The 19910-nt window shown below is 31.5% G+C and carries 19 protein-coding genes, 8 tRNA genes and 2 pseudogenes; 5 read left to right on the top strand and 24 right to left on the bottom strand.

Translation table 11 applies throughout. The features are described 5' to 3' along the window. Both V6137_RS03005 and V6137_RS03000 read left to right on the top strand, forming a co-directional pair. Positions 1 to 896 (top strand): annotated as a pseudogene (locus V6137_RS03005) (IS3 family transposase); the annotation flags it as partial. 169 nt (positions 897 to 1065) lie between these two features. Continuing rightward, positions 1066 to 1620 carry a hypothetical protein gene (locus tag V6137_RS03000; RefSeq protein WP_425446393.1) on the top strand — a complete coding sequence of 185 codons (555 nt, stop codon included), beginning with the start codon at positions 1066 to 1068 and terminating at the stop codon, positions 1618 to 1620. Between the two features lie 114 nt (positions 1621 to 1734). Here V6137_RS03000 and V6137_RS02995 read toward each other — a convergent pair whose 3' ends face one another. Continuing rightward, on the bottom strand, positions 1735 to 3390 hold the full coding sequence (locus V6137_RS02995; protein ID WP_425446392.1) for a CARDB domain-containing protein: 1656 nt from the start codon (positions 3388 to 3390) through the stop codon (positions 1735 to 1737). A 433-nt stretch (positions 3391 to 3823) separates the two neighbouring features. Here V6137_RS02995 and V6137_RS02990 point away from each other — a divergent pair, with 433 nt between their 5' ends. Further along, positions 3824 to 4051 carry a hypothetical protein gene (locus tag V6137_RS02990; protein ID WP_425446391.1) on the top strand — a complete coding sequence of 76 codons (228 nt, stop codon included), beginning with the start codon at positions 3824 to 3826 and terminating at the stop codon, positions 4049 to 4051. 7 nt (positions 4052 to 4058) lie between these two features. Here V6137_RS02990 and V6137_RS02985 read toward each other — a convergent pair whose 3' ends face one another. From V6137_RS02985 to V6137_RS02960, 6 genes and pseudogenes are all read right to left on the bottom strand, one after another. Then, positions 4059 to 4313 (bottom strand): helix-turn-helix domain-containing protein, encoded by a 255-nt coding sequence (locus V6137_RS02985; protein WP_425446390.1) that lies wholly within the window; start codon positions 4311 to 4313, stop codon positions 4059 to 4061. 59 nt (positions 4314 to 4372) lie between these two features. Beyond that, on the bottom strand, positions 4373 to 4552 hold the full coding sequence (locus V6137_RS02980; RefSeq protein ID WP_483863907.1) for a phage holin, LLH family: 180 nt from the start codon (positions 4550 to 4552) through the stop codon (positions 4373 to 4375). 126 nt (positions 4553 to 4678) lie between these two features. Then, complete coding sequence (locus V6137_RS02975) at positions 4679 to 4939, bottom strand: hypothetical protein (protein ID WP_425446389.1); 261 nt, start codon at positions 4937 to 4939, stop codon at positions 4679 to 4681. A gap of 57 nt (positions 4940 to 4996) precedes the next feature. After that, positions 4997 to 5065 (bottom strand): annotated as a pseudogene (locus V6137_RS02970) (hypothetical protein); the annotation flags it as partial. Between the two features lie 192 nt (positions 5066 to 5257). Then, positions 5258 to 5581, bottom strand: a complete 324-nt coding sequence (locus V6137_RS02965) for a hypothetical protein (RefSeq protein WP_425446388.1) — start codon at positions 5579 to 5581, stop codon at positions 5258 to 5260. A 25-nt stretch (positions 5582 to 5606) separates the two neighbouring features. Beyond that, positions 5607 to 6341 (bottom strand): hypothetical protein, encoded by a 735-nt coding sequence (locus V6137_RS02960; RefSeq protein WP_425446387.1) that lies wholly within the window; start codon positions 6339 to 6341, stop codon positions 5607 to 5609. 275 nt (positions 6342 to 6616) lie between these two features. Between V6137_RS02960 and V6137_RS02955 the strand changes: the two genes are divergently transcribed. Beyond that, complete coding sequence (locus V6137_RS02955) at positions 6617 to 6946, top strand: tyrosine-type recombinase/integrase (protein WP_425446386.1); 330 nt, start codon at positions 6617 to 6619, stop codon at positions 6944 to 6946. Next, entirely contained in the window at positions 6922 to 7677 is a 756-nt protein-coding gene (locus V6137_RS02950) for a tyrosine-type recombinase/integrase (RefSeq protein WP_425446385.1), read from the top strand. The genes V6137_RS02955 and V6137_RS02950 overlap by 25 nt, the downstream gene beginning before the upstream one ends. A gap of 57 nt (positions 7678 to 7734) precedes the next feature. On the opposite strand, the gene V6137_RS02945 is transcribed toward V6137_RS02950, so the two are convergent. The 17 genes from V6137_RS02945 to V6137_RS02865 all read right to left on the bottom strand — a co-directional run bounded on the left by V6137_RS02945 (position 7735) and on the right by V6137_RS02865 (position 19608). Beyond that, positions 7735 to 7811 (bottom strand) — tRNA-Arg (locus tag V6137_RS02945). 246 nt (positions 7812 to 8057) lie between these two features. Beyond that, a tRNA-Leu gene (locus V6137_RS02940) sits at positions 8058 to 8142 on the bottom strand. A 20-nt stretch (positions 8143 to 8162) separates the two neighbouring features. Next, positions 8163 to 8238 (bottom strand) — tRNA-Lys (locus V6137_RS02935). A 5-nt stretch (positions 8239 to 8243) separates the two neighbouring features. Continuing rightward, a tRNA-Gly gene (locus tag V6137_RS02930) sits at positions 8244 to 8318 on the bottom strand. Positions 8319 to 8505: 187 nt separating this feature from the next. Then, positions 8506 to 8590: transfer RNA gene (locus tag V6137_RS02925), tRNA-Leu, on the bottom strand. Positions 8591 to 8610: 20 nt separating this feature from the next. Next, positions 8611 to 8686, bottom strand: a tRNA-Lys gene (locus tag V6137_RS02920). Positions 8687 to 8953: 267 nt separating this feature from the next. Then, a tRNA-His gene (locus V6137_RS02915) sits at positions 8954 to 9030 on the bottom strand. Positions 9031 to 9046: 16 nt separating this feature from the next. Then, a tRNA-Arg gene (locus tag V6137_RS02910) sits at positions 9047 to 9123 on the bottom strand. Positions 9124 to 9242: 119 nt separating this feature from the next. Beyond that, positions 9243 to 9713 (bottom strand): metallophosphoesterase, encoded by a 471-nt coding sequence (locus V6137_RS02905; RefSeq protein WP_425446384.1) that lies wholly within the window; start codon positions 9711 to 9713, stop codon positions 9243 to 9245. 4 nt (positions 9714 to 9717) lie between these two features. Next, on the bottom strand, positions 9718 to 10323 hold the full coding sequence (locus V6137_RS02900) for an XTP/dITP diphosphatase (RefSeq protein WP_425446383.1): 606 nt from the start codon (positions 10321 to 10323) through the stop codon (positions 9718 to 9720). Next, complete coding sequence (gene rph, locus V6137_RS02895; RefSeq protein WP_425446382.1) at positions 10316 to 11089, bottom strand: ribonuclease PH; 774 nt, start codon at positions 11087 to 11089, stop codon at positions 10316 to 10318. Before rph ends, V6137_RS02900 begins: the two co-directional genes overlap by 8 nt. Positions 11090 to 11516: 427 nt before the next feature. Further along, entirely contained in the window at positions 11517 to 12533 is a 1017-nt protein-coding gene (locus tag V6137_RS02890) for a GerMN domain-containing protein (protein ID WP_425446381.1), read from the bottom strand. Between the two features lie 80 nt (positions 12534 to 12613). Next, entirely contained in the window at positions 12614 to 13135 is a 522-nt protein-coding gene (locus V6137_RS02885; protein WP_425446380.1) for a DUF2179 domain-containing protein, read from the bottom strand. A 92-nt stretch (positions 13136 to 13227) separates the two neighbouring features. After that, positions 13228 to 15348, bottom strand: coding sequence for an N-acetylmuramoyl-L-alanine amidase family protein (locus tag V6137_RS02880; protein WP_425446379.1), 2121 nt, complete (start codon positions 15346 to 15348; stop codon positions 13228 to 13230). A gap of 224 nt (positions 15349 to 15572) precedes the next feature. Further along, complete coding sequence (locus V6137_RS02875) at positions 15573 to 16556, bottom strand: AIR synthase family protein (RefSeq protein WP_425446378.1); 984 nt, start codon at positions 16554 to 16556, stop codon at positions 15573 to 15575. A gap of 2 nt (positions 16557 to 16558) precedes the next feature. After that, entirely contained in the window at positions 16559 to 17149 is a 591-nt protein-coding gene (locus V6137_RS02870; protein ID WP_425446377.1) for a hypothetical protein, read from the bottom strand. 656 nt (positions 17150 to 17805) lie between these two features. Continuing rightward, positions 17806 to 19608 (bottom strand): peptide ABC transporter substrate-binding protein, encoded by a 1803-nt coding sequence (locus V6137_RS02865; protein ID WP_425446376.1) that lies wholly within the window; start codon positions 19606 to 19608, stop codon positions 17806 to 17808. Between the last annotated feature and the right edge of the window lie 302 nt (positions 19609 to 19910).

The following is a 19910-nucleotide window of genomic DNA, read 5'->3' as shown; positions in this document are numbered from 1 at the left end:
TTAAAAATGGAGAATGATATTTTAAAGCAAGCGGCGCTGATAATGGGACGAAAATAGCTATTATCAAGGCTAATAGTGATAAGTACAGTATCAGCGCCATGTGTAAATTATTAAATATATCTAGGAGTCTTGTTTATTACAAATATAAAGATAAAAAATGTGATAGTGATCTAGAAAATTACATTATAACTATTTTTAAGAATAGTAGAAATAATTACGGCACTAGAAAAATAAAAAAAGAATTAGATAAAAAGGGATATCAGGTTTCTAGGAGAAGAATTGGGCATATTATGAGAAAATATGGGTTAGTATCTAATTATACAGTTAAGCAATATAAGGTTCATAAATCAAAGTGTAATGAAGAAAAAACAGAAAATGTAGTCAATAGAGAGTTTGATAGAGAAGAAACTTTAGAGGTAGTAGTAAGCGATTTAACCTATGTAAATGTTAAGGGTAAATGGAATTATATATGCATATTATTAGACCTATATAATCGTGAAATCATTGGTTATGCTGCTAGTAAGAATAAAGATGCAGATCTTGTTTATAAAGCATTTACAAGGGTCCAGCGCCCCCTAGAAGATATTGAAATATTACATACTGATAGGGGTAATGAATTTAAAAATAAGGCTATAGATAGCTTATTAACTACATTTAATATCAACCGTTCCTTAAGTAAAAAAGGCTGCCCCTATGATAATGCAGTAGCAGAAGCTACCTTTAAAGTTGTTAAAACGGAATTTGCTTTTAACAAAATATTTAATAGTTTTGAGGAGCTTGAATATTTATTATTTGATTATGTGAACTGGTATAATAATCACAGGATTCATGGGTCACTAAATTACCTTACCCCTGTGGAATATAGAATGTTAATGTCCGACAAAAAAGTGTCTTAAAAAGGGTTGACAATCCAAGTCAATAAAAAATATAAATTTAAGTGACTACGAAAAACACTTTGACTTAGAAAAGCAAAAAGAGCTTGATTTATTAAGTATAATAAAGGAGCAATCAAAGGCATATATCTCAAAAAAAGAAATTGAAGAAATTTTACATAAAATAAAAAAATTGCTTATACAAACACTTAATAAAGATAAATTTAATCATATTTTCGATTTAAATGTTACAGAATGTAATAACTATGATGATATATTTGGGATTAACACGATTGCAAAGTGGGTTGATGAAAATAAAAATAATTTTTTTGTAAAAGTGAAAAAAGAATTTAGCACAAACAATATTTATGGGGGAAATGAATCTTCAATAATATGGCCAAAGTTAAACATACCAAGATGGAATCCAGTTAGTATATATACGGATTTAGATATCGTTTTTCATAGTTTAAAACTACGTGCAAATCCAAAGTTTCCATCAGTGTGCCCTTATCAATGTAATGTTATATTCTTAATATCAAGATATAATTTGAGATTATTCTATAGTTTCATTTCATTCAAAGAGGTAAGTTGGGATTCTTATGAACCATCTTATTTATCTAAATGGAATTCTATCGAGTTTATGTATCACAATTATGAGGAAAGAAAAAAAGACATCTCTAATATTTCTATCGAATTTAATTCAAGTGTAGAAAAACATATACGATCACTTCATAAAATTCAAATTTAACGTTTGAAAATAGCTTATATAAGCTTTTAAAAGCTTATATAAGCTATTTTTTATATCATATCCTTCTAAGTTTTATATTTAATCATATAATGGTAAACTTTGATATAAGGGTTTTTAATAGTTCAAATTATCCTCGTAACTTTTAAAAGTTAAAAGCTCTACTTTTCTTTCTTCTACATCTATCAAATCACCTTTCGGATTCCATATTTTTACTTTTACTTTTAAATAGTTTTCCGAATGGGAGTAAAAAGTCTGAATAGAATAATCTTTTTTAGGCATTTCACTAGACATATGAATATCTAATCCTCGAGCACGTCTAGTTAGACCTGATATAAACGGACCAGTTAGAAAAAGAACTCCTCCCGCCGCTTTGCTTATAAATACAGTGCCAGTTATTCCTAAAATTCCAGCTATCGTTACATTACCAATAATTTCATTTAGAGCGGCTGCGTCGACATCAGCTTTTGTAAATTTATGCTTGGTACTTTCTAGTGTACCTGTAATACCTACCATTACATCTACTGAGTCGTATATACGTCCTCCTAAAGTACTTAATTTAACCCTATGTTCTGCAAATCTATCTACATCAATATACTCTGTAACTCTCTCCCCTTTTCTAAGAGATGTATATGTTTTAGTGAAAGTTGGAGACGAATGAACCATATCACCGGGATAATACACTAACATCTGCAATGGAGCTGCAGGATAAATATCTTGTTCAACCTTAAATGATACTTTAAGTTTCAATTGATTTCTTCCATATTGCGATGCACTTAAGTTATAATCACGATTGCCACCATAATCCCACTCAAAATCATCATAATCTATATCAACAATACCCCCATCTATATCAATCACAAAGTGTATTCTATACCTTCCAGGTTCGTCTATCCTTATATCTAAAGCTACTGTTCTAGACTCTCCAGATTCTAATGACCTTTCATAAGGAGCACCTCCTACCTCTTTTCCATCACAATATGCATAAACTGCAAAATTTGAGCTTTCTAAGCTTCTACTATAGTTTTTTACATCAACAAAGAACTCTTCATCTTTACCCGTAGTTAGGTCACCTTTATGCTTAATTCCCGTTATTTTTAAATCTCTGCTTTTATCTTGCCATGTATATGTCTCTGTTTTACTATCTATAACGGTTTCTTCATCTCTATCTAAAACTTCAAATATCAATTCATGTCTTCCAGGTTCGTCTACTGTTAAACTTAAAGATTGGGACTGTTCGTCATGTCCCCTTAATGGATTTTCCCTACCTATATCCTCTACGCTTACATCTCTTGATCTAACCCTTACATAATATTTATCACTTTCATGTTCTGAATTATTTTCGACTTTCACATCAAAGTCAACTTCTTCTCCTACAACAAATGGTGAACTCCTACTGTATCTTGGTCTCGTATAAATATTCTCAATTGTTAAATACCCATTATTGCTGTAATTCTTTGTTTTCATAGTAATTTCATCTGAACCACCTAGATACCATTTACCATTTTGAGCCTGAGCATAAAAATATAATTCATATGTTCTTCCTGCACTCATCCCATCATTTATTTCATCTCTAAAATACCTAGAAGATGAATTTCCTGCCCGTTCATCAAATACATATCTTCTAACGTTATCTGTAGATTCGCCATAATAAGTACCTGTAATCCTAAAGCGTTTATAATATTTTCTGTTAAATGGTTTACTAAATCCCACTTCAAATTCACATGATTTGGTTGTTGGGTTGTCTAATTCCAAATATGACATTTTTCTCATTTATTACTCACCCCTTTTTCTTTTTTTATATAATCTTTAACCGGTTAATATATTTCTATATAAGACAAAGTTCCAATTATTGATTTTTAGAACTACTTTCACTAGTCAGTTTATTTTGTCTTACACTTAATAGAAACGTATATAGTGAAGAAATGTAAACCTATTAATTTCAAAAATTTATCTTAATTTACAGTAATATATTGAACTAATTTAAAAACTGTAATAATATATATATTAGTGTTTATGTTGCAAAGGGGTATCTTGATAATAAAGACCCATATGATAAACTGATTTGTCAGGCATTATCCTTTAAAAAGAATTGTACTGTTGATGGGAGAATCCATACCGCCCAAAGCTCTTTCTAATATTTGTTTACTATTTATAAAATCGTTTAAAAATTTATTTTAAGAGTAATACTTTAGGAGATGGTAAAATGAAAAAAGGTAGTAATTTTATTATAGGAGGTTTAATTTTTCCGACAATCCTCATAAGTCCAATAATTACATTTAAGGAAGGTATGATGATTGATTATAAAGAATTTTTTTTAGGAAATAGTGAAGGAAATCTTTATGGTTTTGCTAAATTTACTTATATAATTATTTTATTATGTATATGCGTTATAGTATATGGAGTTATTCAAAATATAAAAAATGATGACTGATCAGTCATCATTTTTTATATTTTGAATAGCTCCATTCCATAAAGTAATGTATATAACTAATAATCATGGCATCATTTTTATTTTTAATTTTATTTAAATTAAACTTTTTTATTTTTTCTATAAAACATATCACTAAATCCGTTTCTGTCTCTTCATAGGTCAATTGTCTAGAATACTTTTTTATTAAAGGCTTAAATTTATTTATCAAAAATAGTAGTGCATCTTGGTCTCCATTCTTAGCTTTTTTTATAGTTTTAAACAATGTATCAGCTCCTTATGTCTTCACTTGATGTTATTAAAAAAAGACCAGGGGGAAACCCCCTAGCCTTCTACTTTAGATAAATTTATTTTTCCAACTGCTGCTTCTATAAGAATATTTAATTGTTCTTCATTTATTTTTATTCCTTTACTCCTTAAGAAACTTAAAACATATTCTTTTTTCTTTTCTCCTAAGTTACTACCTTGGAAAATCTGTTCTGCAGCATATACTGATCTAACAATCCACTTATATGTCCTTTTCTCCTTTAAACCACTATATATGTAACTATAGCCCCCAATATTGTAATAACTCCTAAAACTATCTGCATGAATAATTTACCATCCATAAAACAATTACCTCCTATTTTTTTAATCTCTATCTGCCATGACTAAAGCTAACAAACTTAACTCTGCATTTGTTAAAGTGTTATTCTTAGCTTTTTCTAACCACATATCAGCATTATTTAATGTGCCTTTGCTTTTAAATTTCTTTATAGTTTTAATAAGTAAATCCTTTTGCCATCCATGTTCAAACTCCACGATATCATCCTCCTTTTCAGATATATCTAAACTACCTATATTTTTATTTAAGTAAGGTTTAAGTTCCGGATAATATTTCACTGGATCCACTGCACTATCATATCCTTTTCTAGCTACTTGACTTCTAAAGTTAAATTCATTTTCGTGTATTTCAAGATGAACGTGTGGTCCTGTAGTATGTCCCGTATTTCCACTATAAACTATTATCTGTCCTTTCTTAACTCTATCCTACTCTATACTTAGATAACTGTTTTAAATGTCCATATAGGGAATACAGACCGTTATCGTATTTAGCGACTATATAGTATCCATATCCTTTAGTAACTCCACCACCTTGGACCATATGGAGAAGTATATCGACATTTATATAAATCTTCTTTTCTAACTAGAAATAACATAATATACCTCCTACATCATATCTTCAGGATTATCAATATAATCATCCTTCTTTATATCCTTCGCCATCTTACCTTCAACATAGGCTTTCCCTCCAGTGTAAACTGCTGTAAGTGATGTTATAACTGGAATATTCATTTTAAGCAGGTCTATAACTGTAGATGGTACCTCTTGGCCTGTTAATAAAGATTGTCCTATTGCCACTAATGTTATAAGTACAAAGGGTATAACATAGATAATAATAAGAAATTCAACCATACTTACCCCATCTTGAAGGAATGTTAGCTTTGGCAATTTTCTTTTCTTGGCTTTGTTTCTTTCTAATATTATCTTCACAATATCCCTCCTACCATATAATATATTACGGCTTTAATACTTTAAGATACGGGTCATAATCTAATGCTATGAATATTGTTCCATTGATGGAGTCAACATAGTTAGCTTTTTCTCCATCTCCCTCGGAATATGGAATTTTATTAAAGCAACTTTTATCTGCACTTAATCTGTATATATCAAAAAATGGAACCCTGCCGTTAATTCTGAAATAATCATTGCCATTATTGGCAAACGTCGCTCCATACACAACACCCGCATCTTCTAAACCCAATGGATTTTTTAAAGGAATCTGTTGTATAGTTCCATATGTTTTCAGTTTATAGACTGAGTCATTAATAGCTGGCGTATTGGCATAATAGCCTTCTGAATCGGCTATATATACCCCGTCATCAGATAGATTATATAAATTGTGAGTATCGCATATATCATAGGATGATAAAGTTCCATCAGAAGGATTAAATATATAAGCCATCTTTTTAGAGAAATGTACATTTCTTGAATATCCCAGTATTCGATTACCCTTTAATGAGTATATATCTGTTTGTTTGTCAAACTCGATATCATTATCGTGATAAGTTGAAACTACATAATCATTAACAAGAGACTCAGTGTTACTTGATAAAGAATAGGAATAAATTTTTGAACCTGCTACAGTATCGTCTATAATATTAACAGCTTCAAAATAAATATTGGGGGTTTCTTTACTGAATGTAATTCTAATCTTTTCACCGGATACTGTACCCTCGTAACTATCAGTCATCTCTTCTACTCTAGTATGTCCTGTATGATATGTGCCTGTGTCATTGCTGCTTCTATAATAAGTTGCAGTTCTTCACTCATAGGTAGTAACCACCCTGTTGTTGGTTTCGAGTCTATGCTTTGTCAATTTGACAAAATACTCACCATCAATGCTTATATCAAAATCTACAACTTGATTTGGATAAGCATCGAATAGAATTTCATCACATTTCTTTATAGAGTTGTCAGATGGGTCATACACATAAATTACGAATTTACCCAAAAGGAGTGATAATTATGGCCGGTTCAATAGAGAAAAGAGGTAAAAATTCATATAGACTCGTAGTATCTGGAGGTTATGGCCCTAACGGTAAAAGAAAAAAATATACTAAGAAAGTTCATTATAAAAAGAAAACTTTAGCTAAAAAAGAACTTGCCAAATTTGTAGCAAAAATAGAGGGTGACAATTTTATTGAACCCACTAAAGTTAGGTTTAATACTTTCACCCATAAATGGTTAGAAAATTATGCAAAACCTAATTTGGCACCCAAAACTACCTATGAATATAAAAGGTTATTAGATTTAAGAATACTCCCTGTATTTTGGAAAATGAAAGTATCAAAATAAGACCAATTCATATATTAGACTTTTATAAACATTTACAACAAGATGGTATAAGAAAAGATAGATCCAAGGGGAAGGTATCAAATAGCACCATTATGCATTACCATAGATTACTAAGAAAGATGTTCAATGATGCTGTTAAGTGGGAGCTTATATCTGAAAATCCAATATCAAAAGTTGATCCACCTAAAATTAAGAAAAAAGAAGCTGGATATTATGATGAAAATGAAATTAAAGAATTAATCAGTGCTTTAGAACATGAAAAGACAAAATATAAATTAGCCATAATGCTAACAATAACTGCTGGACTCAGACTAGGTGAATTAACAGGTCTTAAATGGGATAGTGTCAATTTTGAAGATAGCTATATCAAGATAGAACAATCTCATCAATATATTCCTGGAGAAGGCACTTTTATTAAAGAACCTAAAACTGAAAGTTCTAAAAGAATTATCTCTCTACCTGCTCCAATTATTAGACTTTTAAAAATACATGAGATTGAAGAAAAAGAAAAAAGATTGAAATGTGGAGACTTATGGGAAGGTGACGGTTTTATACTAACTCAGTGGAATGGTAAGCCTATGCACCCAACCACTCCTTCATCTTGGTTTTCTAAATTTATAAAAAGAAAAGGGCTAAAAAAAATAATGATGTTATGTTTAAGGATGAAATTAAGTGAAAAAATGATTTTTTCTCTGAGTGTCCCCAAATTGTCCCCAATTAACATTATTTAAACTAAATTTAAGTAAAATAAAAACCTCTGTAATCATTGAGATTACAGAGGTTTGATATGGCACGCCCTCCAGGATTCGAACCCGGGACAAACTGATTCGAAGTCAGCCACTCTATCCAACTGAGCTAAGGGCGCAGGATAAATTCAATTTTAAATTGTAAATTATAAATTTTAAATTATTTTCATTAGAGAAGTTATATTGTCGACCTATACTGCATGACTTTAAAGTCGGTCTGAATATATTCAGACCCTACATAAATTGTTTGTTATTATATACTAAAAAAAGTTAACCCCATAAAGTCAACTTCCTATCAGATAATTTCTCTCTTCTCAATTTATAATTAAAACTCACAATTTATAATTCTTTGTAAATTAAAATAGTGGTACAGGCGAAGGGAGTCGAACCCCCACATCATAAGATACTAGATCCTAAGTCTAGCGCGTCTGCCAATTCCGCCACGCCTGCACATATTTATCATTTGAAAATGGTGACCCATCGGCGACTCGAACGCCGGACACCCTGATTAAAAGTCAGATGCTCTGCCAACTGAGCTAATGGGTCATATTTGGAGCGGAAGACGAGATTCGAACTCGCGACCCTCGCCTTGGCAAGGCGATGCTCTACCACTGAGCCACTTCCGCACATATCCTTTACTTTCAATCACTATCCAATTTAACGGCAAGCCCTCAAGTTTTCCTAACTAAGCGATTCACACCAAATCGAAAAGAAGATTTGGGTTCTCTGCTTATACCACTGAGCCACTTCCGCACATGCTGTCTTCCAGACAGAATTGTTAATTTTTAATTGTCAATTCACAATTGCATTTATTGGTACAGGTGAAGGGAGTCGAACCCCCACATCATAAGATACTAGATCCTAAGTCTAGCGCGTCTGCCAATTCCGCCACACCTGCACATATTTATTATTTGAAAATGGTGACCCATCGGCGACTCGAACGCCGGACACCCTGATTAAAAGTCAGATGCTCTGCCAACTGAGCTAATGGGTCATATTATATTTTATTTGGCTACATAATTTATACCTTTAACATAACTCAATGATCGATAACTAAGCGATGTACACAAAATCAAAAGCGTGATTTTGGTCCCCTGCTTATGCCAACTGAGCTAATGGGTCAAGTGCTGACTATCGTCAGAATTGTTAATTCTTTAATTGTTAATTATACGATGGGTTCTAAGTTAAACCTAAACCCTCCACTCTTTTTATTAACAATTTACAATTATCAATTCACAATTCTTCACGTTAGTGAAGTTAATGGGGTGAATAATGGGAGTCGAACCCATGACCTCCAGAGCCACAATCTGGCGCTCTAACCAACTGAGCTATACCCACCACAATATTTTTTAAATGGCGCGCCTGAGAGGATTCGAACCCCTGACACACGGATTAGAAGTCCGTTGCTCTATCCTACTGAGCTACAGGCGCATTATTTTGTCTCGCCACTTGCTTCGTGCTGACAATAATAAATTATAGCAGAGGATTATATTATTGTCAACAAATTTCTAAAAAAATTTTTAAGGAATTTGTTACCATAGGGACTTTGGCTATATTGCTATAACCTGAGCCCCTATTTTATCAGTTATATTTAATACCCCGAATGTCTTTTCTCTATTTCTAGGATATGATAAACTTCCTGGGTTAAATAATTTCAACCCATTATTTTCAATATTAAGAGCTAAATGGGTGTGTCCGAATAGTACTAAGTCTACTTCCAACTCTATACCCCTATAATATATGTTATTTATATCCATTTTAACTTTATATTTATGTCCATGGGTTAGTAATATTCTTTTATCATTTATGGTTAATATCTCCTCTTCCTTTGTATTATTATCAGAAATATCACAGTTCCCTTTTACACATATTACTTCTTTATTAAATATTTTTTTTATTTCCCCAGTGTCCTTTGTATAATCACCTAAATGTATAATTAAATCTACGTTATTCACTTTTTCTTTTACTTTTTTTAGATCATTTAACATGCCATGGGTATCACTAAATACTAGTATATCCATATTATCAATCCTTTATAATATCTTCTAGATAGGTTCTTAATTTTTTTAATGCATTTGCCCTATGGCTTATCTTATTTTTTGTTTCTTCCCCCAGTTCTGCAAATGTTTTATTATATCCATCAACTATAAATAAAGGATCATACCCAAAACCACTACTCCCCTTTGGAGTAAAACCTATCCTTCCACTACACTCTCCAATTAAGGTTTTAGTTTCTCCATTTTCTAAAACTATTGCTATTGCTGTTTTAAAACTTGCAGTTCTATCCTCTAGTTCTACCCCATCTAGTTCATTTAAAAGTTTTTTGTTATTATCTTTATCCTTTGCATTCTCTCCTGCGTACCTAGCAGAATAAATCCCGGGATCGCCTTTTAAACTATCTACAAACAATCCGCTATCATCGGCTATTACTATACCATCTACATGTTCCCACATCTCCGTAGCCTTTTTTAATGCATTACCCTCTAAAGTATCTTTATCTTCAACTACATCAAAATCCTCTAACCCCACATCATCTTTAGATAATATATTTACTGGTAAATCTTTTAATATCTTTGTTATTTCATCAATTTTATGCTTATTACCACTGGACACTATTATATCTTTACTCATTATTCCCCTTTTCCTCCTTTGATTTTACCTTTCCCACTAAATCACTTATTTCTCCTAAAGCCTCTTTTTGTTTTTCAATTAATTCTCCTATACCCTTTTCTGCTATTCTTAATAATTCATTGAGATCATTTCTGCTAAATGGTGCCTCTTCTCCAGTACCTTGTATCTCAATAAATTCTTTACTATCGGTCATCACTATATTCATATCTACTTTAGCATTTGAATCTTCTTGATAATTTAAATCTAAAAGTCTAGTATCCTTTACTACTCCTACACTTATTGCTGCTACAAAGTTTTTAACCGGTATACTGGGTATTTGTTTAGCTTCATAAAGCTTATGTAATGCATCTACTAAGGCTACAAAGGCTCCTGTTATGGAAGCCGTTCTAGTTCCTCCATCGGCCTGTATCACATCACAATCTAACCAAACTGTCTTTTCTCCTAAGGCTTTTAAGTCTATAACGGATCTTAAAGCTCTACCTATGAGCCTCTGTATTTCTTGGGTTCTTCCTTGAAGTTTTCCCTTTCTAGACTCCCTTATTTTTCTTGTTATAGTTGATGCCGGTAACATAGAGTATTCGGCAGTTACCCATCCTGAATTACTTCCTTTTAAAAACGGGGGTACCCTATCTTCTATCATGGCCGTACATATTACTTTAGTTTCTCCCATCTCTATAAGTACTGACCCTTGAGGGTGTTTAAGATAATTTCTAGTTATTTTTACATCCCTTAGTTGTTCATATTCTCTATTATTGATTCTATCCATTAATATCTCTCCTATCTTTTTTTAATGGTTGAGGGATTACGAATCCCCCAACAACTAGATGTAATCTTCAAATGAATTTAAAAGCTATTTTTTATCTCAGTCAAAGGGTTACCAATCTCCCAGCAACTGTATATGCCTTTCCAATGGATTCAAAGCTACTTTTTAGTTATATGTATCATGCTCTTTATATAAACTATAAATTTTATTTTCCCCTTATAGCTTATTAATATTTATTTGTTATTATAAATCTCTATCCTACCATTTATAATAACAAATGTTTCTAGTTAATAAAAGGACTATTTGAACAAAGAGGACTTTGTCCCTTCTTTGTTCTGTGCAGAGTACAGGGTGCGGGGGCAGCGAATTGGTGAGACCATAAATACATTCAAGGAGTTCAGACAAAGAAAAAAGCAGTCATAGTGACTGCTTAATATTCATTGGCAAATACAGGGATAGTATTACTACTTTCACCTTCTATTCCGGCTTCTTGTAATGTTTTACCATTTATCGATAATTCAAGTCCCAGTATATCATTAAATTGACTTATTGTTAAACCTATATTCCTTGACATTCTATCAAATGTTACCTGTTGAGCTATAACTTCCTCATTATTGGTAGTTATATCTATGTATGCAATACCATCTTTTACTTCTACATTTCCTAAACTTACCCCTTCAGGTATTTCAGTATAAAGTCCTGCAACATTTACTTTACCATTAAACAACTGTGATAAAACTGTATTTACATTATTCTCCTTATTTGTTTGTACCGTAACAGGGACATAATGTTCATATCCAGAACTAGATACAGCCTTATAATAAACCATTACATCATTGTTCCCTTCACCATTAGCTTCTAACAAGTTTATATCCTCTCTGTTTATTGCACTGCTTATTTCTGTGCCATGTTGTAAATTTGCCATTTCCTTACCATCAATTAAAATTTGAACTTTACTTATTGATGGGAACTCCGTTAAAGTATATACAACTCCTTTCACTAGGTTCTCTTCATGAACCTTATCTACTGTTTCTGTAAAACTTTTGTTAAAGTTTACCTTACAAAGCCCACTCTCTTCATCTATTGCCATTCCACTTATCTCTGTACCTGACGGAATTAGGGGCATTAACCCTATGGTACTCATATCATCCCTTATAGCTGGGGTATCTATCATGTTTCTAAGAGCCGCCTTAGCTATACCTGTTTCCCAAGGTATTTGTTTTTTTACTGGAACTAAATATCCCATTTCATTTTGGAAATATAAAATAGTATCTCTAATGTTACTACCTGTTTCTTCTTCTGATTCTTCCTGATCTTCATCGCTTCTTACTATTTCAATATCAGGTTCTTCTTCATCTGAAACTAAGTCTTTAATTGCATTGCAACCATAAACTGATACACTTAAGGCTATCATAAGTAAAATTGCTATTATTTTTTTAGCCTTCATTAATTTCCCCCCTCTATTTATTGTCCGTTTATAAATTATATTAATTAGAGGGCCATACTATGAATAATTTAAAATTTTTTCTATTTCTTTTTGATTTTAGAAAAATATCCTCCTCTAATTCTTCTAGTATTACTTACTGTTATGAAGGCATCACTATCCATTTGATCTATTACATTATGTAATTTTTTTAGATTTCTTCTCTTAACGGTCATATTCAATATGTTTCTTTTCCCTTCTCTTCCATGTCCTTCTGTCACAGTAACTCCAAATCCTTTATCCCTAAGGGTATTTACTACATCATATGCATCACTTTTGGTTATAACTTGAACAAATGAGTCTCCCATGGCGACTTTTTCTTCTATATATATCCCTATATAATTACCACTGGCAAAACCTAAGGCATAGGCAAGAAGATTTCCAGGGTTATCAAGGCTATTAACAACTTTACCAAGTGCTAATATATATATACCCACCTCAAAAAAACCTATTATAGATGCATATATTTTTTGCCCCTGAACCACCATCAACATTCTAAGGGTCCCCAAAGTTACGTCCATAACCCTAGAAATAAAAATAAACAAATATCCTAAAAAAATACTCATCAATATACCTCCCATATTATTAGTCCATTATTATCATAATACCCTTTAAAGCAAAAAAATAAAAGATAAAAATCCTTAAGGATTTTTATCTTTTACTTACTAAAGTAATTTACCAATCCACTTGCTATGGCTTCTGCTGCCTTTTCATGATACTCATCTGTTATTATTATTCTTTCCTCTTGAGGATTAGTAACAAATCCTAGTTCCACAAGGGCTGATACCATTGCTGTTTCCCTTGTTACAACTAAATCAGGTCTTCGTATTATATCCATGTCTTTTCTTTTCAATCCCTCCAAAAGAGCCTCATGTATAGTTTCTGCAAAGGGATAATTGTCAGAGTTCTTAACATCACTTTCATAGGATGGACAATATAGGGTTTGAATTCCTGCTATAGCACTGCTAGGATGGGCATTGAAGTGTATACTTACAAATGCATCGGCATTATTTTCATTTGCCATATCAGTTCTATCATATAGACCCACATATTCATCACTATCTCTAGTCATTAGTGTCTTAAATCCCATATTTTTAAGTTTCTTCTCTAATTTAAGGGCAACATTCAAGCTCAAATCCTTTTCCCTCACTTTTGTTATTGGCCCTGTTGTTCCAGGTGCACGTCCACCGTGGCCTGCATCTATTACTATAAGCTTATCGGAAAATTTAGTATCAACTTCCTTTGCTTCTTTAAAACCAATCAATATTTCATAGGTACCAACACTGAACTGATAGGATATGTTTTTATTAAAGTTTACTTTTATTATTTTGTTATCATCCTTTTCATATACCTCCATATTATCGATATATTCATCACCTATGGATAAAATACCATTCTTTATATCCACCTCTTCCTTAGGTATAACTATATTCATCTGTTTATCTGCTGCATCATAGGAAATATCTTGATCGGTCTCACCTAAGGTTTTAAGTTTTAAAAAATTGTATTCTTTACTATTAGTATATTCTATTTCATCAAAGGACTTGTCACCAATAAAAGCTACTATTCTCCCTTGGTCCTTTTCAATGTCTAAATCATAGTCTAAATCTTCTTTTATATCAAATACTACCCTTAATATTTTTTCGCCCTTATCGTACATGGAATCAGGATCAAACTGAGATGCTCTTATTCCCTTTATGATATCTGTTTCTATATCATAGGTATATAGATTACTGTCTAATTCTTCATTGAAAATATCTAATACTATTCTTTTGGGCTTGTCCAATGTAAATAGATTATATTCGTCACTTTCTATATTTTCAATAACTATTGCTTCCTTTCCATTGATCCTTTTTTCTATTATATTAAATCCTTTTGTATCTTCATTTTCTTCTTGTTCCTGATCTTCTTCTATCTGTTCTTCTTCATCATCTTTTTCATCTGACTTTTCCCCATCAAAAGATATGCTTAAAACATTATCTTCTATAGCTTTAATTTTGTAGTCACTCATTTCTTCTAAGTCTATTACCATCCTAGTTATATATGGTTCTTTAGAGAATTGTGATATTCTTATAGTCTCAATTGGATGTTCCTCAACATCTAAAGTAAACATTCCATCTTTATATTTTACCTTATCCTCTTCAATATCTAGTTTAGAATCTTTAATATCAACGACTAGTCTACTGGGATTTTCAAGTTCTATATCGCTATATTGAACCCTACCTGTGGTGCTTATTTCTATAGCCTTTGTATCATTATTAAAGTGTATATCCTTTACCTTGGTCACTTCTTCGTTTTCCTTTGGAGACTTTATTATTCCAGTATATGTGCTGGAGTTCCAGCCCACTTCACACCCTAACTCCTCTGATACAAATCTAAGAGGGACCATAGTCCTCGCATTATTAACTAGCTTAGCAGGTACATTGTAAGGAATTTTCTTATTTATTCCATTTACTCTAACCGTACTACTGTTTAATTTAAGTACTATTTCCTTGCTTTCAGTTTCTATTAAAGCCTCGCTGGTTTCACCATTCCAACTTACCTGTGCACCTAATTTTTCAGCTACAAATCTTATGGGTACTAAGGTCCTATCCTTATAAAGTATAGGTGGAACATCGGATATAAGCTCCTGGTCATCTATTAATACATTCACTGTTCTAAGCCTACTAGATTGTCCATCAATAGATATGGTTTGAAACATACTAGATTCTGCCCAAGACGTATTGCCTAAGTTAAATAGTAAAAGTAGTCCTATTAAGATTATGAAAATTTTTCTCATGATGCCCCCCTTTTTTTATTTTGGATTTTACTATAAAAACACATTTTGGAAACGACAAATCAGTATATACAAATGATTTATGTAAACCTAAAAATTTGTACTATCTCTTCCCTAATTGCCATCTCTCTACATCTATTTATATCATTTTATCTGATTTTATGTCAATTGATTATAGACTTTGTAATCAGAACTTAATAATGGGGGACTTGTGAATAGAAACCAGTTTATACCACTTTATATAACTCATCACTTTTAGGTGGCAATATTTCATTTAAAGAACCTTTATCTTCCATAAATATACCCTTATCTATTACTTCTCCTATTATTGTAGATTTTATATTATTGTTATATAGTCCTTTTGTTATAAGTTTAACTTTTTCTTCAGATGCTATTATCACCATACTTCCACTTGATATTAATTTTAATGGATCAATATTGAAAATATTGCATATCTTATTGGTTACTGGTGATACAGGTATACTATCCCTTTTTATCTTTATTCCCCTATCTATAGCCTTTGATGTTTCCCAAATAGCCCCCAGTAGTCCTCCTTCAGTCACATCATGCATATAATCGACACCAATCTCTCCACATATTTTTCCCTCTTTAACCACACTTGTATATTTGTCCATGTTTTTAGCTTCAGTAAGTTCTTCATTAGTTAGCTTATTTTTTAGCTTTTCTTCTAAATCATGGGCTATTATTGATGTCCCTTCAATTCCAGCCATTTTAGTTATTATAACCTTATCTCCTATATTAATATTTTTAGGATTTAATATCTTTTCTTTTAATTGTTTTCCTACAACAGTTGCCGAAATTACTACTTTATTTACCGCATCTGTTATTTCAGTATGCCCACCTATTATGGATACATTTAATGAGTTGGCAGCATCAGAGGCATCTGACATTATTTCACTTATATCCTCTTTAGTTGTATTAGGTGGTACCAGGATTGTCAATAGCACTCCTATGGGTTCTGCACCATTTGATGCCACATCATTACAGGATATATGTACAGCTAAGCTGCCTATATTTTTTATAGCACCTGTTATTGGGTCAGTGGACATTACACAGGCTTCTTTTCCAAAGTCTAATACTGCACAATCTTCACCTACTCCTGCCCCCCAAAGTACTTCTTTTCTTTTTTCTGTAATATTTGATAAAACGATATCTTCTAAAACATCATTTGGTAATTTTCCTATCTTCATGGTTATTGCCCCCTTTTAAAAAGTTCTATCCATTGATTTTTATCCATTATTTTATGATCTGATACTATAGATATTACTTCTATATCCTTAGGTGGAATTTTATGAAATATCATTACTTCAGCATCATAATTATTTTCCTTATCTTTTCTTATTTCTAAATTTTCATTAAAACTTAAAGATGTATTCCAATATTTTTTTAAAGTATTTTTACCTTCTTTATTAAGATAATTTTTACTGCAGGAAAACATCTTTATATCCTTAAGTATAAATGGTTCATAGACTTGATTAACTAAGCTTTCATCGGCAACCCAACATCTATTTCTATCAATCTTTATTCCCAGTATAGCGCTATGGGAATGAAAATTATGATCATCTTCAAAATTCATACTGGCAAATAGGGCTTTTTTTCTTATTACCCAAGTCGGTACATTATCAGGCTTGAAACTATCTATATATTTATGAAATCTTAGATATTTAGATAAATATGTTGTTTTATCATCATAGGCTATACCTTCCTCTAATATTTTTTCTAAATCAGTTATAGGTGCAATATGATATAAAATACCTGTTTGTTTATAGTCAGGAAAAATCATTGAAACACTCCTTTTAATTTTATGTTTCTAAAATATTTTTCCTACATTTATATAATATCATACTAAATAATATATATATAATTTTTAATTTATTGGTTAAAATAAAAAATAAAAGATATTAAATAAGTTGAGGGATTACGAATCCCCCAACAACTAGTTTAAGAATTTGTTTATATTTAATTTATAAGTATTTCAGTAACTAGTTTATAATTATTTCATTGTTAATTTAGAACCGATTCAGAAGTAATTCAGTGACTAATTGATAATTTAAAATATTAAATCTTTACTCTAGTAAAGGAAGTGATTCCCTTGACTATACATTGCTCTGAAAAGTGTCTTTATGAAGATAACGGAATTTGTACATTAAATCACATAATAAAATCTTCTGGAACCCCTAAAAATAATTGCCCGTATTATAGGAACAAAGATGAACTTAATGCTTCTTTTTCCTGTGAAGAGATCAGGGAATCCGAGATCCCATAAATTTATGTAGGAACATGGTATGCCCTGTACCTACACAATATAATTTTACGACCAAAGGGAGTAAAATCTCCTTATCTATTCTTTATTCTCCATTCTCTATTCTTTGATTTTACCCATTCTTCTTTAATAAAGAAAGGAGCCTAGCCTAAAAGACTAAACTCCTTAATTCCTTTTTAGTGTTTTAAAATATAAGCCCATTTTTTACCACTTGTAACCTGTAATGGAAGTCTTACTATATTTTTAACATACGGTCTTTTAAGTAATCTAGATACACGATAAGAGGATGGATCTATTGGCATCTCATCCATAAGTAATTTTTCAGCTTCAACCATAGCATCTATACGCTCTTTTTGGTCAAATTTATTCATAGCAGTTTCTATTAGTTTATCATACTCAGCATTTGACCATCTAGTTCTATTTTGTGGGTTGTCACTCATAAATAAATCCATAAATGTCATAGCATCATTATAATCTCCAATCCAACCTCCTGATACGATGGTAAAATCACCACTAGCTTCCCTATCTAACCTAACTTTGAAAGTACTTTGCTCTATTTCTACATCTAGTCCTAAATTTTCTTGCCACATTTGTTGATATATTTGGGCATATTTCAATGAAGTATCTGCTTGACCAGTTAAGAAAGTAATATCTTCACTTAAATCCTCTTTAGTAGCACCTAACTCTTCAAGGGCTTCATTAAATAACTTATCAAGTTCTTCTTTAGAAACTCCTGTACCTATATCATGATATAATTCTTGTCCTGCTATTTCACGGAATGTTTTACCACCATACCCCGCTATTCCTGGAGGTATTAAAGCATATGCAGCTGGTGTTAGCCCTTTATCCATAGTTTTCCAAACTTTAGTTTGATCTATAGCTTGAGCCAATGATTTCCTTAGCTTTTTATTTTTTAAATATTTGGTATCAGTGTTAATAGTTCTATAGTAAGTACATGCATCTGTAATTAATTCTAATTCATCCATATATTTATCTATAAATTGTTGTGGAACCCCAGTATAATCAAGTTCTCCAGTTTCATACATCCCAACTCTAGAGTTTGAGTTTGTAATCATAGAAAAATGTATTTTATCTAATATAACTGAATCTGCATCCCAATAAGCCGGGTTCTTTTCAAGTACGATTTTTGACTCATGTTGCCATTCCGATACTTTAAATGGTCCACATGATGGTACTAAGTCAGCTTCTGATGCATACCTATCTCCAAACTCTTCATACATATCTTTTCTTGCAGGGAAGAAAGTACTATGTTGTAGCTTACTTAAGAATGTTGGGTTAGGCTTTCCTAATGTTACCTTTAATGTATGGTCATCTACTGCTTTAACCCCTATTTCATTAGGATCGGTTATTTCCCCTTTAAAGTATGCCTCAGCATTTTTAATATCATATGTCATAAAAGAATAATCCGAAGCTAATTCGGGACTCATTATTCTCTTCCATGCATATTCAAAATCATGGGCAGTTACTGGCTGGCCATCTGACCATTGTGCATCTCTTAACTTAAATGTATATTCAGTTTTATCATCATTTATCTCCCAATCTATAGCCATTCCTGAACCTTTCTTAACCTCACCAGTATGATCCATTCTAATTATACCCTCTAATGTATCATTAAGTATAGTACTTGAAGATTCGTCTGTACTTAATTGTGGGTCTAAACAAGGTGGTTCACTACCTAAATTAACCTTTAAAACCTGTTCTTCTGCTAATATATCTTGGGATAAATTAGCTGTATCAGTTGTAAATCCTTCCGGTGCTTTTGCTTCTTCAGTTTCCTCTTTCTTAACCTCTTCTTTATCTTTTTTCTCTTTATCCTGCTCCTCAACACTATCATTAATATTCTCTTCTACTTTAGCATCTGAAGAAGTATCTTCATCTCCTCCACCACATGCAGTTAATGTTAATGAAGCTATCAAGGTAACTACTAATAACAATACTAACCATTTATTTCTTTTCATTATAAAATCCCCCTTTGTTTTATAAAATATTTAATTATTATATCTTTTAGTCCCCCCCTTCATATATTACCTCCTAATGTTACAACTAAATTAAGTATTGATTTCATTTTATTAACATTTTGAATAATATTATAAAGCATTATTAATAATTTGTCAATTTTGCGTAATATGTTATAACTTATTTTCATATTAAAGTTCATCGAAGCTAAGTATTTAACCAAAACAACTAATCTAAGATTCGTCATCTTAAATATTACATTTTTGTTATATGTTTTTGATCTACAGTTATTATGAGTATATTT

It is taken from the genome of Dethiothermospora halolimnae, from assembly GCF_037577855.1.
Taxonomy (GTDB): Bacteria; Bacillota; Clostridia; order Tissierellales; family VENL01; genus Dethiothermospora; species Dethiothermospora halolimnae.
Note: the sequence above shows the minus strand (reverse complement) of the source record. Positions and strands in the feature narration are given on the sequence as shown.